The organism is Ruegeria profundi (assembly GCF_049800715.1).
Taxonomy (GTDB): domain Bacteria; phylum Pseudomonadota; class Alphaproteobacteria; order Rhodobacterales; family Rhodobacteraceae; genus Ruegeria; species Ruegeria profundi_A.
The window spans coordinates 267,091-281,202 of sequence record NZ_JBNAFO010000006.1; the positions used below are offsets into that span (position 1 = coordinate 267,091).

General features: G+C 53.6%; 12 protein-coding genes. 5 read left to right on the plus strand and 7 right to left on the minus strand.

Annotated features, from left to right (window positions below):
- Nucleotides 1-7: 7 nt before the first annotated feature.
- From ACP15L_RS12495 to ACP15L_RS12510, 4 genes are all read right to left on the minus strand, one after another.
- Nucleotides 8-163: a DUF5993 family protein gene (locus tag ACP15L_RS12495; protein ID WP_425084400.1), complete on the minus strand. Its 156-nt coding sequence runs from the start codon at nucleotides 161-163 to the stop codon at nucleotides 8-10.
- A 146-nt stretch (nucleotides 164-309) separates the two neighbouring features.
- Complete coding sequence (locus ACP15L_RS12500; protein ID WP_425084401.1) at nucleotides 310-1,254, minus strand: aldo/keto reductase; 945 nt, start codon at nucleotides 1,252-1,254, stop codon at nucleotides 310-312.
- A 357-nt stretch (nucleotides 1,255-1,611) separates the two neighbouring features.
- The gene (locus tag ACP15L_RS12505) at nucleotides 1,612-4,755 is read right to left on the minus strand and encodes an efflux RND transporter permease subunit (protein ID WP_425084402.1); all 3,144 of its coding nucleotides are present in this window, start codon (nucleotides 4,753-4,755) and stop codon (nucleotides 1,612-1,614) included.
- Nucleotides 4,756-4,767: 12 nt separating this feature from the next.
- Nucleotides 4,768-5,928, minus strand: coding sequence for an efflux RND transporter periplasmic adaptor subunit (locus ACP15L_RS12510; RefSeq protein ID WP_425084403.1), 1,161 nt, complete (start codon nucleotides 5,926-5,928; stop codon nucleotides 4,768-4,770).
- An 87-nt stretch (nucleotides 5,929-6,015) separates the two neighbouring features.
- Between ACP15L_RS12510 and ACP15L_RS12515 the strand changes: the two genes are divergently transcribed.
- Complete coding sequence (locus tag ACP15L_RS12515) at nucleotides 6,016-6,657, plus strand: TetR/AcrR family transcriptional regulator (protein ID WP_425084404.1); 642 nt, start codon at nucleotides 6,016-6,018, stop codon at nucleotides 6,655-6,657.
- Nucleotides 6,658-6,916: 259 nt separating this feature from the next.
- Here the strand turns inward: ACP15L_RS12515 and ACP15L_RS12520 are convergent, their stop codons facing one another.
- Complete coding sequence (locus tag ACP15L_RS12520) at nucleotides 6,917-7,390, minus strand: cupin domain-containing protein (protein ID WP_425084405.1); 474 nt, start codon at nucleotides 7,388-7,390, stop codon at nucleotides 6,917-6,919.
- A gap of 86 nt (nucleotides 7,391-7,476) precedes the next feature.
- On the opposite strand from ACP15L_RS12520, the gene ACP15L_RS12525 reads away from it, so the two are divergent.
- The gene (locus tag ACP15L_RS12525) at nucleotides 7,477-8,058 is read left to right on the plus strand and encodes a TetR/AcrR family transcriptional regulator (RefSeq protein ID WP_425084406.1); all 582 of its coding nucleotides are present in this window, start codon (nucleotides 7,477-7,479) and stop codon (nucleotides 8,056-8,058) included.
- Nucleotides 8,059-8,302: 244 nt separating this feature from the next.
- Entirely contained in the window at nucleotides 8,303-8,488 is a 186-nt protein-coding gene (locus ACP15L_RS12530) for a hypothetical protein (RefSeq protein ID WP_425084407.1), read from the plus strand.
- Between the two features lie 216 nt (nucleotides 8,489-8,704).
- Here the strand turns inward: ACP15L_RS12530 and ACP15L_RS12535 are convergent, their stop codons facing one another.
- Nucleotides 8,705-9,592, minus strand: coding sequence for a LysR family transcriptional regulator (locus tag ACP15L_RS12535; RefSeq protein WP_425084408.1), 888 nt, complete (start codon nucleotides 9,590-9,592; stop codon nucleotides 8,705-8,707).
- Nucleotides 9,593-9,692: 100 nt separating this feature from the next.
- Between ACP15L_RS12535 and glyA the strand changes: the two genes are divergently transcribed.
- Complete coding sequence (glyA, locus tag ACP15L_RS12540; protein ID WP_425084409.1) at nucleotides 9,693-11,003, plus strand: serine hydroxymethyltransferase; 1,311 nt, start codon at nucleotides 9,693-9,695, stop codon at nucleotides 11,001-11,003.
- A gap of 423 nt (nucleotides 11,004-11,426) precedes the next feature.
- Nucleotides 11,427-11,912: a RidA family protein gene (locus ACP15L_RS12545; protein ID WP_425084410.1), complete on the plus strand. Its 486-nt coding sequence runs from the start codon at nucleotides 11,427-11,429 to the stop codon at nucleotides 11,910-11,912.
- A 178-nt stretch (nucleotides 11,913-12,090) separates the two neighbouring features.
- Here the strand turns inward: ACP15L_RS12545 and ACP15L_RS12550 are convergent, their stop codons facing one another.
- A complete protein-coding gene (locus ACP15L_RS12550) occupies nucleotides 12,091-13,968 on the minus strand; it encodes an adenylate/guanylate cyclase domain-containing protein (RefSeq protein WP_425083505.1) in 1,878 nt (625 codons plus the stop codon).
- Between the last annotated feature and the right edge of the window lie 144 nt (nucleotides 13,969-14,112).

A 14,112-nucleotide genomic window follows, 5' to 3' on the forward strand; every position in this document is an offset into this window, starting at 1 on the left:
AACGATCTCACAGTTGGATTGAAAGCGGCGTTGTTGCATGAAATTTTAGCCAATAAACGCTGGCCAAAAGCGTGACTACGAAGAGAGCGTATGAAAGTCGGACGAGTTTATAATAAGCGAGCCCCAAAGCGCATGTGAACAACGCAAATAGTAGTGCAATCATATTGATCCCTTTGACTTTTTGGTCTTGCCTAGACTAGCAGGTATTGAGGGCACCGTTTCCTTTTCGAAACTCGGTTCTAAGCACCTTATCAAGTCTCAAATGGTCTTCCATCTTGTTTGCGATACTGCGCCCTCTGAGATTTAACCCTAAGCCTCTGGATCCTCCGAAGATATCCCTAGATCAGCGAGGGCCTCCCAAACACCATCAGGGATGGACCACTCTGCCCATTCCATCGCCTGTTGAACATGCTGAGGCCATGTCACTCCGCAAATCGTCGAAGTGATGTCGTCATTTTTCAAAGAGTGTTGCAACGCGACCGCCCCGACTGGGACATCGTAGTGCCCGCATACCTCTTCTACAGCACGTATTGGCGCAAGTACTTCATCATCTGCAGGACAATAGACATAAAAGCGATGGATCGCGCTTCCTCGGGCAAGTGCACCTCCGGAATAAGGTGCTGCGTTCAATATCGAAACGCCTCGTGATTTCGCGAGTTCTATCAGAGGTGCCGCGTTGTCGTTTACCAGCGTATGCCGGTTGTGTGTCAGGACTACGTCAAAATCCCAACCCTCCAAAATTGGCATCATCAATTCGATACGTCCCGCTGCGATTCCGACCGCCTTTGCCAGACCTTCCTCTTTGATACGGAACAACTCTTCAATCGCGCCACCTTGTCCTTTGACCTCAGATAGGTCATTTGCATATTCGACATCATGGACGTGGAGTATATCGACGCTGTCGACGCTTAGGGCCGAAAGGCTTTCCTCGAATGACCTACGTGCCTGAGAAGCATCAAAGGCACCGGTTTCCATATCCCGGTCGACTTTGGTGGAAAGCACCCGCCCTTCCGGCCAACCGCCAAGCTCACGAATGACTTTACCTATGCGCTCTTCACTTCGCCCCATGGCATAGCAACGGGATGTGTCCAGGAATGCATTTGGCTGCGACAGAATTGCCCGAATTGTATCAATCGCGCGGTCTTCCTCAACTTCATACCCATAGATTTCCGGAATACTTCCCAACCCTGTCGATCCAAACCCGACGCGAGGAACCCGTATCCCTGTCTTACCAATTTCGCGTAGCTCCGCCATGCCAACCTCCCAATTGGTTCCGGACGTTCATAGATGTTGCGCGAGTAGCTTCTTGAAAACAAGTCAGACTTGTCGCTGAAGCTACTCACTGACCTCTACGCAATCGTTCTAGCCTCACATCCGGGAGGCTTCGTCGCGAATAGCAGAAATCTCCTCAAAGTAGACGTTGAGCAGATTTCACTGAATGACCGCCCCGAGCCCACTCTGACCGATGCTGCGCGATGCCCCAATTGTAGCGATACGCAGAAACCGGACTATGCAAAGTCCGGCGCGCGACCCATGACAGAACTTGAACCTTGCTTCGAAAAACGATGGCCATGAAACACACCGGCTCTCAACGATAAGTAGTCTCAATCGTCATTCTGCCACAAGCGCGACAATTCCTTCTCGAGGCTGGGAAGGTTGGTTCTTTGCCTCAAGCGGTTTGTCGAGCTTGCCACGATACACCAACGCGAAAACGGGCGGTGTAAAATAGAAGGATACGACAGTCGACAACAGTACCCCTCCGGCGATGGCTACGGCGAATGGTGGCCAAAACGCTCCTCCGCCTATGATCAGGGGTAGGAACCCACCAAAGGTCGTGACCGTTGTCGAGATGATATGCCGACTTGAACCGGTCACAACACGCGCCATAGCTGCTCGGTCGCCTTGGCTTGCGTCAACGTCTTGTTGCAACCCAGTCAGAATTATGATCGCCGCGTTGATCGAAACCCCGATTGAGCCGATGACCCCGATTATCGCCGTTATTCCGAACGGGAATTGCATAACGGCCAGCGACAGCATGGAAAGGCCTGCAGACAATACGCACACGACCAAGGTCACGAGCGTCAGTCGGAAAGAGTTAAAGGTCAGAACGATGGTCGCGATGGAGAGTGTGACAATCAAACCGACAGAGGCAAGTAGATTGCCCACGGTGTTGGATCGGGCATCACTGTCACCGCCCAAGGACATCGAATAGCCTTGTGGTAACACAAATCCGGACGCATCAAGCGCCTCTAGTACGTCCTGCAACGCCTCTTCGGGTAAAACACCGGGGACGATAAACGCTTGAATAGTGTTTTCGCGCACGCCATCCGTTCGGGTTATAACGCTCTCCGCAGGTTCGATCACCGGATTGGCGAGTTCCGATAACGGCACAGCAGGGAAAACACTAGCGGCGGATATGGTGGCAGCATTGGGCAGCAGGATGGGCATACTGACAATGGCGCTTAGGTCTGATCGCACCTCGTCACCAAGACGAACTCGCACCGGCAACTGTTCAGTCCCTTCGATCAGTGATCCACCGGTGACGCCAACAAGTGCCGTGTCCAACTGACCAGCTATATCGGCCACGTCCAGTCCCAGCAGACGGGCTTTGACCTCATCAATCTCGAACCGGATTTGAGGATTGCCGCCGTTCACGCTGGCGCGCGCCTGCGTCACCAGGTCGAGATTGGCCATAACTGAACGCACCTCGTCGCCCAGATCGCGCAAAACCGTGATGTCCTGCCCCTGAATTTTTACTTCAACTGGTGCGTCGACCGGAGGGCCCTGCACGAGACTACGAATGATGATCTGCGCGTCAGGAAAGTCGGTATCCAAACGACCCTGCAGGGCTCCGACAAGGCGGGCTGCGTCGTCGGCCGTGTCGGTCGTGATCATGGCCTGTGCAAACCCGGGCTCGCGTGAACGGTTGCCAACGATGTTGTAGTAGAATGCAGGGCCGGATTCTCCGACTGTCCAGTAGACACTTTTGACCCCATCATCTGCCAGCAGCATCTCATCGATCTGGCGGGCGGTTGCTTCGGTGGTGGCAATTGATGTTCCACCCGGCATGTCGACCTCGATATAGAATTGGTTGCGGTCGACGCCCGGGAAGAATTGCGCGGTCAGCGTTGGAAAGGCCGCAAAGCCAAGCACGGGCAAGACCAGTGCCAACGCGATGGATCGCACCGGATTAGTGACTGACAATCGAATTGAGGCCTCGAACATTCGGGCAAGCGGCGGGATGCTGATACCGCGGCTCAGCATTCCTGCGTCGGGGCGGTCGGACAGTACCCAGCCCGCAATCGCGGGGGTCACCGTCAAAGCGACAACTAGTGACCAGACAAGCATAAGCACCACGGCGATAGCGATAGCACCAACAAAGTCGCCGGCGGGGCCAGGCAGCAAGATCATCGGCGTGAAGGCGAGCGCCGTTGTTACAGTCGACGCCAGCAGAGGCGCAGCCAACCGGCGAACAGCATCTCGCACGGCTGAAAGTCTCTCCATCCCATCCTGCAAACGACGACGAATTTCATCCGTCATCACGATGGCTGCGTCAACGAGCAGACCGATGGCAACAATCAGGCCAGTCACGGACATCTGGTGAATTGGCAATCCAATCATGTTCATAGTCGCAAGAGTTGCCAATGAGACAACCGGCAATACCAAGGCCACAATCGCAGCTGCACGAACGCCCAACGTAACAAACAAGACTGCCACGACTAAAGCCACACCAATGGCCATGTTGATCCCAACCTCTGACAAACGATCCGTCGTGTACTGGCTTTGATCAAACAGCAGTATTTCCTGCATGCCCAAAGGCACTGATGCGGCGCCGGCCTCAAGCTCATCCCGTAGAAAGCCTGTCCAGCGGTCGATCTGCACGCCGTCCTGCGCCAGAATCCCCACCAAAACGGAGGGCTTTCCGTTTGCAAATGCGATTGAGGACTGCGGTTCGCGTGCGCCCCGGTCTACGCTGGCAATATCTCCGAGTTGCACCACTGCACCGTCTGCGTTTTCACGCAGGACGATGCTCCGAATGCGATCCAAACTCTCAATTTCTCCGCTGACGCCTATGGTCAGGTCGACATCGGATTGCAGCCGCCCAGACTGAACCTTTCCGTCTGCTTCGGCGATCCGCTGGGAAATCTCAGCGGCGCCAAGCCCAAGCGCAGCGGCTTTGTCCATATCGACACTTACGAGCACCTCTTCTTCCGGCTGACCGAAATAGTCGACGGCTCGTGTCGCAGGTATCGCGCGCAATCTGTCACCCAGTGCTTCGGCATGACGAGACAGCAAGGTTAACGGAAAGTCGGGGTCCTCGGCCGCAACTGCGATGACCGCGGAATAGGCAGCAATACCCTCGGCATCAAACTCTGGCGGCAAAACTCCTGCCGGGAAGTTCTGGCGCGCATCTTCGACGGCATCCCGAGCCTCGGCCCAAACCTGCTCAATGGTGGCTTCGTCTAGCGTTTCCAGCAATTCCACCGAAACGACAGACACGCCCGATCGGGAGACTGAACTGATCTCATCCACCTCGGCGATCTTTCGCAGCTCTTCTTCGATTTCTGCGGTCACTAGTGCTTCAACCCGTTCTGGGTCTGCGCCCGGAAACTGCGTGGTTACAGTTGCGAAGAGATTGGTGATCGTGGGGTCTTCCTGTCGCCCAAGCGATAGGAACGAAGACAGGCCTGCAGATACAAGCACCAAAATGATCAGGGCAACCAGCCGGGGATGGCGAAAGGTAAGGGTTTCCATCAGATCGCTCCGTTACTCGCCAGTGTTGAAGGCGACGCGCTGACCAACGCTGACCCGCTGCGGCCCCTGATCGATCAGGACGGTGCCTTCCGGAAACGCGCCACGCACAAATACGCGGTCATCTTCGGCATGCAGTACTTCGACCGTCGCCAGGCGCACAGTCTTTTGCGCGTCGGCTACGAGCAGTGTCCATTGCCCGCGCGTTCCTTCCTTCAGTGATGTTGTGGGCACCCACGTTCCGGCACTTTGGACAGGATCGAGTACATGCACACGTGCGGTTTGTCCGAAAGCAACATCGGGAGCGTTCTTCAGATCGAACAGCGCGGTGCGGGTTCTGGTCACCGGGTCAATATCGGGCCGCAAGGTTGCAAGCTCAGCCCGGTAACTTTGACCTGCTATTTCGATCTCAACATCAGTTAGCAGCGCCGGATCAACATCGAGAGGAATGCCGATCCGAACCTGCGGCGACACGACCTCGACCATTCCCAGAACCAGCTCGCCCGAGCGCAGAGTTTCGCCGCCGTCCACGTGTCGCGCGGTTATTTGACCGGCAAATGGGGCCTCGATGCTGGATTTCTCAATCCGAACGGTCACATCGCGCAAGGCCGCATCCAGCTCACCAATTCTGGATAACAATTCATCTTGCTGAGAAACGGCTTCGTCCAAACGGGCTTGACTGGTAAAGCCTTGTTCGATGAGTTTCGCGTTTCGCTCAACCGTCTTTCTTGCAAATGCAAGCTGGGCTGCAATAGCATCGCGTGATGCTGTCAGACGGTCGCGTTCGACCTCCAGCAGTGCGATGTCCAGTGTCGCAAGAAGTTGACCCTTGGCAACCTCGTCACCCTCATCCACCAGAATTTGATCCAGCGTCCCGTTCAGTTCGAAAGAGATATCTGCCGAACGCTGAGGTTCGACCTGCCCGATGAACACACGGTCGACTGTGTACGCGCTCTCGGACGTTATCGGCGTCACGGATACAGGCGTCACAGCGGCGGCATCCGGTGCGGGCACCGCCTCCGCTCTACGGGTGAGCTCGGATGCGCCGAAGTGAACAGCGGCCGCTGCAACGGCTATAAAACTGACGGTTACTCCCAGACGCACAGTGCCGCGTAACACACGTTCAAATAGGCTCGGTTTGGTCGCTTCAGTAGATGAATTTGCAGGATTCGGCATTTGGGGACCTCATCAAGTTAGTGTCTCTAACATATGTTAGAAGTTCTCACTTTGACAAGAGATACGTGATCTGGCACATGTTGGATCATGAGCAGCATAGAAAAAAATCTTCCGACAAGCAGACAATCGGCTGGCCGTTCCGTCAGCAAGAAAGCCTATCATCACGGTGATCTCCGCGCTGCACTGATTGAAGCAACCCGACAGTTGGTCGAAGAAAAAGGTCCGGACAGTTTTTCCGTATCCGAGGCCTGCAGACGCGCGGGCGTTTCAACCGCCGCACCTTACAAGCACTTCAAAGACAAGACAGAAATGCTGGTTGCCACTGTCCTCGAGGGAATGGATCGGCATCGAGATAAAATGCTTGCTGCGCTGGAAGGCGTTCCTGAAGGATCTCCCGAGCGCATTACTGCCATAGGGATGGAGTACATTGCCTTCGCGTTAAATGAGCCCGGTATCTTCAGATTAAAATTTGGCGGCTTCACAGACCGCATCGCGGATCCGCGGCTGGAGGAAGGAGGCCAGCAAAGTTTCGGGATTCTTTTGACTGAGGTAGCAAAATGTCTCGGTGAACCGGGAATCACAGACGAAGTTCGCCGCCGTGGTTTTTTGTTGTGGAGTTTCGTGCACGGGCTATCCTTCATTCTGCATGACAAAGGGCTTGCCGAGAAAGGCGAAGATTTCGATCTTCATAACCTTCTTGAGGACGTTTCGGAAAGAATGTTGAGTTGAGCGATCTCAAGCCAAATCAAACGCGACTGAACTTTGATGGCGGGAAAACTAAAGCAGTTAGCCGCCAAAGCTTATTCGACTGCTTCGGTTCAAGCAAAGGACACTTGTAAAAAGCTCAACGACTCTCCTCGATTCAGAATTGCAAGACCTCTTCGTGAGTGTTGGCTTCGGATTGAGCTAGTCCCACCAGGTAGGGTTTGCAGCAGAATCTTGAACGCAAAACAGCCGTTCCGTGGCCCAGAGTTGTGCACGCACGTTGTTAGCTGGGAACGTCCGCAGGCGCCAGGATCGTCATTCCCACTCGATCTGCCACTGCCATGATCGCCGGAATGTCTAGCGGTCCATCAGGCGCCGGAATGTCTGTCGTTCCGTCGGGCATTGCGTCACCGGCTTCAGTAAAGAACGAGTCATGCATGGCGCCGGGGGCGTTAATACACAGTAACCGACCCGGCCGTTCCCCGGTACATGTAAAGGCGTGCACTGCGCCGTCTGGAACTTTGACGAAATCACCACCTTTTGCGTCGACTGTCTCACCGTTCACAAAAAACTCGAATTCACCATCGAGCACGTAAAAGCTCTCATCTTCGCCAGCATGATGGTTGGGCGGCGCACCGGCACCCGGCGCCGTCTTTATTTCGACGATTGTGCAACGATCTCCGGTCTCACTGGGAAAGGCGTGAAAGGTCAAAAGGTTCCCAAGAAGATGATAAATACGCGGGCGAGGTTCAGTCATAGCTGCGACTCCCTTTACTTGAAACAAACTGCGCTTATGATACATATATCTATTTATGAGACAAGTGTACCACAAAAGGTTTGTAATTGGCGCCTCGTACAAATCAAATCAACCGAACGCGAACAGCACTTCTTTCGGCTGCACGTGACCTGATGTCGGAAGGCAAAGAAGTTACGCTGGCTAAAGTCGCTGAACGCGCCAAAACCAGCCGTGCGACGGTGTATCGTTACTTCTCAGAACCGAGTGTCTTGGCTTTGGATGCGACGCTCGATCTTGACGTCATTCCGACGTCAGAACTCTTGAAGGGACTTGATGACGTTAGGAGCCGTATACATGTCGTCGCGCGATACTATCTGGATTTTTCTCGGATTCATGAGGCGCATTTCCGGCAGTTTCTGGCTGAATCACTCAAGGCATCCCTTGAGGATGGAACCGTAAAAATGCGTGGTGCCAGAAGAGTGGCGGCTTTTGCCGAAGCTCTTGCACCAGTTCACACATTGATGGAGCCTAAGGAAATTGACGATCTGGCCAAGCGATTGTCCATGACGACGGGGATAGAACAACTTGTTAATCTCGAAGACATCTTGCGTGTAGATGAAGCTACCGGCAACAAACTGCAAGAGGGGTTGGTCGACGCTCTGTTGGATCGGTACTTGCCAACAAACTAAAGCAGAATTCAGATGCCCTCTTTATCTTAAAACTGCTGATAAATAGACACTAGTTTACGTCCGCTTTGGGCTGCTACCAGCCAGCCATGCTTTCTGATGGGAACCGCAATACTGAGCCCTGAGCAGCCACGCCGCCTACCTTGCTCAGGCAAGCGCACTCTTTCAGCTTGAGCGATATGAGGAAGCGGCCGGTGCTTGTCGGGATGCTTTGTCGGTCCGATCCAGCTTCGTCATGAGTCATCTCATGCTGATCGCTTCTCTGGGGCACCTGACTGATGAAGAAGCCGCTCGCAACGCGGTTAAAGACCTGCAGATTTTGCGCCCGGGCTTGACTGCCGCTTCAAAGGAAACCCAGATACCAATCTTCACTGTTCCAGCCTCCGCAAACAACTGGCGTGAAGGGTGGTTAAAGGCAGGGTTACCCCAATAGGTGATCGGTAAAGTCGGTAAACAGAGACTAACGCCAATCCATGCGAAGCTAGCGAAACCTCAGAAACGTAAACCCGAGCAAACTGAAAGCCCACAGCAAAGGCCTTTCGCCCTGCCGCATTCAAAACTTCACTGTCTGCGTTGCGGCCGTTCACGCCAAGTAGAGCGATTGACTGCGCCGCGCCTAAAGCAGAAAGACTCGCCATCTCAGCAGTTCTTATCCGTTGAAGTGCGGTCCTTCCTCTCGAAGTAGACTAACGACCTTATCAATCGCAGGATGGCGTCTCGATCTATGTGGAAGCTCGAGGGCCAACACCCGACCCGTTCCGATACTTTCCGATGAAACTTTCTTGAGTTGCCCAGACTGAAGCGCCTGCTCAACCAGGCAGCTATGTCCCATAAGCACACCCGCACCGGACTTCGCTTCTTCTACGGCAAGGGCGTATAGCGAATATCTCGGCCCCCTTTGGGGATCACCAACTGAAACACCCGTCGCCTCTGACCAAATGGACCAGTCTTCTTGCCACGTCTGGTCATGCAGCAACTGCGCGGTCTCTAGATCAAGACCATCTGCTATCTTTGGTGAACAAACTGGGAGGATTTCGTCTTCCGCAAGCACGATCTGATCCGGTGTTTCAGCCGGGACGGAAAAGAAAACCGACAGATCAAATAGTTCTCTCGACAGGCTGGGAGGCCTCTCCATCGCTGTCACCGAGACATTCAGGTCGGGACGCTTCTCGCGCAGCTTGCCCAATCGCGCTGGCAACCATAGCTGCGCAATTGAGGGCAAAGCGGCAATATGAATCTCGGGGTTGGGTGCTAGTTTTCGTAAACTCTGCGTCGCCGCCGCGAGAAGATCAAAGGCATGCGTGAACTCTCCTGCTAGCTTGCGACCAGAGGAGGATAGCGAAACACCGTGAGCACCTCTTTCAAACAAGGTAGTTCCGGCCCAGCCTTCCAAAGCTTTTATATGTTGTGAGACCGCGCCGGCCGTGACGCCCAACTCCTCGGCCGCGGAAACGAAACTTTCTAGCCTCGCCGCAGCTTCGAAGGCACGCAGAGCATTGAGGGGCGGCCCTTTAGGGCGACGTGGAGCGACAGCCATAGATCTCAGCCTTAGTTTTTCTAAGCCCAGAAATAGCAAAACTGGTTTGCGTTGTCATTCCGATCTGTCCAATCTGTGTGCAGCCAAGGAGGAAATTGCGATGACCATAGACATGAGAAACTGGGTGCCGGCCGACAGCGAAGCACTAGTCCAGAAGATCGCAACCGAAACGTCTCGCACCTCATCCAAGGCTCTGCTGGATCGGATTGAGCATTTAGCCACCCGAAACCGGGAGATCCACGAGCACGAATGCTTCAACCTGAATCCTGCAACCAATGTAATGAACCCGAGAGCTGAGGCACTGCTGTCTTCAGGAATCGGCTCGCGCCCGTCGCTTGGATATCCGGGCGAAAAATATGAGATGGGACTTGAAGCCATCGAAGAGATCGAGGTCATCTCAGCCGAGCTTTGCGCGGAAGTTTTCGACGCAAAGTTCGCAGAAATCCGCGTGCCTTCTGGCGCGATTGCGAACCTCTATGGCTTCATGGCCACCTGCCAAGCAGGCGATACGATCATTGCACCGCCGGCATCGATCGGTGGGCACGTAACACATCACATCGCAGGATGCGCCGGTTTGTTTGGTTTGCAAACAATAGATGCACCAACCGATGCCGATGGCTACTCTGTCGATCTCGACCAACTGCGCGCGCTTGCGCGAAGGGAGCGTCCCAAATTGATCACGATCGGCGGAAGCCTCAACCTTTTTGAGCACCCGGTCAAAGAAGTACGGGCCATTGCAGATGAAGTCGGTGCCAAGGTGATGTTCGACGCCGCGCACCAATGCGGGATTATCGCGGGAAGTGCCTGGCGTAACCCCTTGGCTGAGGGCGCACACTTCATGACAATGAGTACGTACAAAAGCCTCGGCGGTCCCGCTGGGGGGCTGATTGTCACAAACGATGCGGAGATCGCAAAGGCTCTGGATGCTATTGCATTCCCAGGCATGACGGCAAACTTTGACGCTGCGAAGTCAGCTGCTCTCGCTGTGACGATGCTTGATTGGCGCGACTATGGACAGGACTACGCTGCCGAGATGATCGCAATGTCCCGCGCAATGGCCCAATGCCTTGATGCGCAAGGTGTTCCAGTTTTTGCCGGGCGCGAGGGCTTTACCGCCTCTCACCAGTTCGCTGTTCTGGCAGAAAGCTTTGGCGGTGGACAGGCTGCATCCAAGACCCTGCGCAAAGCTGGGTTCTTGGCGTGCGGTATTGGTCTACCTGTGGTGGAAATCGAAGGTGACATGAATGGTCTGCGCATGGGTACGCCCGAGTTGGTGAGATGGGGCATGACGTCTGATCACGCCGACAGACTGGCTTCTCTAATTGCGCGCGGATTGAAGGGCGACGATATCGCCGCCGAAGTGGCTGACTGGCGCCGTCACTTCGCGAGCGTGCACTTCGTTCATAGCTAAGTCTGTAAAAATCGCCGCAGGGGAATAAAAAACTGCTTCATCCGCATTGCGGTTGTTCGCGACAACTTTCTCTAGCTTCCACTGTGCGGACGAAGTGGTCACTAATCCATACCCTTTTATGCGTTAGGAGGTACAAATATCTCAGTTTGTGAAGTGGCGGAGACGAAGTCAGTATAACAAATCCTTCAGGTCTATGTTAAATATAAAATAAATTGAAATATATCAAAAGTATACCACGATAGATACCACACAACGATCGATTTCAATCGAGGCGCAGCGCAAGGTGTCATATGACAGAATGTTGGAAAAATAGTTTAGCAGACACTCACACAGATTGCAGCAAACGACTGCTTTGAGCCCGAAGATGACATTGGTTTTCTTTCCGCCTAGCTTGCAGCCCATGCATTAGTTGGAGGGATTACTATGTCGACGCCAGAAAGCAGGCTTGAAGAATTGGGCTTGAAATTACCTGCGCCTACCAAGTTACCGGATGGCCTGCACATACCCTTCGAATTTGTTAATATCAGAGGCGACCGAGCACTTTTCTCAGGTCACCCAAAAAACGCAATGGATGGTAGTCTGGCCGGGCCCTTTGGAGTTGTCGGAGCCGAAATTACTACGGATCAAGCGTATGTTGAGGCCCGCGAAGTGGCACTAACGGTACTGGCTAACCTGAAAGCAGAAATAGGCGAGCTATCAAGAATTGTTGGATGGGCCCGCGTCTTTGGTATGGTGACATCTGCGCCCGGATACTCGGATCAACATGTTGTGGTAAATGGCTTCAGCGATTTGATCATTGAGGTGTTCGGCCCAGACATCGGTCGCCATGCGCGTTCTGCTATCGGCGTGTCTGGACTACCGCTCGGTTTCGCAATGGAAATTGAGGGCGAAGTCATGATCACTACCTGACAGGCCTGCGACGGTTTTGTCCGCAAAATGGGATTCGCAAAGCCCGACGAGCAAGGCCCGTTTTGGGCTGAAAACACTACAAAGCCACAGCCGCAAATCGCAGGATTAAAGTTTGTCGCGATAGTTGTGGGTGTCTGAGTCTGGTAGCGACATCCGCAAAGCAAACTCGAAAAATCGTTCATTCTTTGGTATCAGGCACACCCAATTTTTGCAGATCCTCTACCCACCGATTGAGATACGCCTCACTCTCGAATGGCGCATTCATCGCCTCTTGGATAGTGAATTCGGGATTGGCCGCTAGAAACTCATCGATAATAGTCTGCGCATCACTGGGAAGACCAAGGCGTAAAAGAATTGGCGCGTAGGTGCGTTTCAAGCCGTCGGGTATTTCGTTCATTTGTTCAACGGAAGCCTTTGCATCTTCATACTCCTCGGTGAAGTACTGAGCCCAACCCAGATTCCAAAGATACCAGTCTTGGTGATGTGGGTTCAGCCGGATCGCCAGTTTCATGCGCTCAACGGCTTCAGGCGCCTTGCCGCCATAGACGAGAGGGTCGATGGAATCTGCCAGAACGGATGCCGAATTTGGATTCAGAGCAATTGCTTTGTCGTAAAGCGAAGCAGCCCGCTCAAGGTTACCGCTTTGAGTGGTTGCATTGGCTAAGACCCAATGACCTTTGAAATTGAAGGGTTCCAGTTCAATGGCTTTCCGCGCCATCTCAAACGCGCGCTCCAGTGATTCCTCGCGCGTTAAAGAGTTCGTCCACCCCCAACGATACCCGTTAATATGTGCCCAAGCGTTTTCGACATACGCCCCGGCATAGTTCGGATCGAGAGCAATGGCTTTTGCGCTAAGCTCTTCCGCCCTGATGTTTCCTTCTTTTGTGAAGGTAAACCACTCCTCCTGCGCGCGTTTGCGCAATTCGTATGCGCCAAGACTATCAGTAGGCTGATGCTTGAGGCGGCTGTACTCCGCCAGATCGATATTAGTGGAGAGAAGCGAAGCTATCGTTCGCGTTATCTCATCCTGTACTGAAAATATGTCCTGTAGGTCTTGGTCATAGCTGTCTGCCCAGATATTTTGGCCCGTCGTCGCATCAATGAGTTGAGACGTCACGCGCAAACGCTCACCGGCAATTTGAACGCTCCCCTCAACAATGTAGCGAACACCCAATTCTTCTGACACTTTCTGTATATCTGCCGGAGTGTCCTTATATGAAAATGTCGAATTTCGGGCGACTACGAAGAAGTCTGAAAAACGGGACAAGGCGGTCAAGATGTTCTCACTCAGTCCGTCGCTGAGGTAATCTTGGCTCGGGTCGTTGTTGAGGTTGTCGAACGCCATGACCGCGATGGAGGGTTTGCCAGACAGGGCGGCGGCTTGTTCATCCGTGTCCGGAGATTGCACCACGGACCAAGGTTGAAGCCATGCCGCGACTACTAACGCCAGGACAATTGCGGTGCAACTAACCGTGATCAGGCGATTTTTCGAAGGCTTGTTCGTAAGTGGCACGATAGGAGAAACGATGGCTTTTGCCTTTTCATCCATTGTAAGGCTGTAGACGTGAACGGGTTCGGAGATATTCTTGACCTCTCGCATCCCCAAATCTTCGATGGTGAGATCGAGCTTGGTATGAACCTGTTCGAAAACGCTAGCCGACATGTAAATGCCATCCGGGACAGCCAGGCTTTCAATGCGTGCGGCGACATTTACACCATCGCCGTGAATGTCATCCTGATCGACGACAATGTCGCCAACATTGAGACCGATCCGGTATCGCACCTGCGAATCTTGCGGCAGGTCCGCATTAGCGACGCCTACATAGTGTTGCATGTCCAACGCGCACCGAACGGCCTCAACTGCACTTGCAAACTCAAGAAGCAAACCGTCGCCCATCAATTTGACGATGCGCCCATGTCGTGAAGCGACAATTGGTTCAAAAAACTGCTCGCGATGGGCTTTGACCCTTGCAAGCGTGCCGGCCTCGTCATTTCGAATAAGACGGCTATAGCCAACCACATCGGCGGCAAGTATCGCTGCTAGACGTCTTTCCAAAGACTGAACTCCCACAGTGGGCACCACGCTAAACGCAAAATTGCTTCTAGGCCAGATGCGCTAACCGAACACACATTTCCAAAAAGAGCGATTGTTAAGTCTAGATAAGGCATCAGCCTTGAAGCTGTGCCTGACTGCGAAGTG

Excerpts from the sequence above, each read along its gene's own strand:
- ACP15L_RS12495 (WP_425084400.1), bottom strand. The coding sequence starts at position 163 with ATGATTGCACTACTATTTGCGTTGTTCACATGCGCTTTGGGGCTCGCT.
- ACP15L_RS12500 (WP_425084401.1), bottom strand. The coding sequence starts at position 1,254 with ATGGCGGAGCTACGCGAAATTGGTAAGACAGGGATACGGGTTCCTCGC.
- ACP15L_RS12505 (WP_425084402.1), bottom strand. The coding sequence starts at position 4,755 with ATGGAAACCCTTACCTTTCGCCATCCCCGGCTGGTTGCCCTGATCATT.
- ACP15L_RS12510 (WP_425084403.1), bottom strand. The coding sequence starts at position 5,928 with ATGCCGAATCCTGCAAATTCATCTACTGAAGCGACCAAACCGAGCCTA.
- ACP15L_RS12515 (WP_425084404.1), top strand. The coding sequence starts at position 6,016 with ATGAGCAGCATAGAAAAAAATCTTCCGACAAGCAGACAATCGGCTGGC.
- ACP15L_RS12520 (WP_425084405.1), bottom strand. The coding sequence starts at position 7,390 with ATGACTGAACCTCGCCCGCGTATTTATCATCTTCTTGGGAACCTTTTG.
- ACP15L_RS12530 (WP_425084407.1), top strand. The coding sequence starts at position 8,303 with ATGCTGATCGCTTCTCTGGGGCACCTGACTGATGAAGAAGCCGCTCGC.
- ACP15L_RS12535 (WP_425084408.1), bottom strand. The coding sequence starts at position 9,592 with ATGGCTGTCGCTCCACGTCGCCCTAAAGGGCCGCCCCTCAATGCTCTG.
- glyA (WP_425084409.1), top strand. The coding sequence starts at position 9,693 with ATGACCATAGACATGAGAAACTGGGTGCCGGCCGACAGCGAAGCACTA.
- ACP15L_RS12545 (WP_425084410.1), top strand. The coding sequence starts at position 11,427 with ATGTCGACGCCAGAAAGCAGGCTTGAAGAATTGGGCTTGAAATTACCT.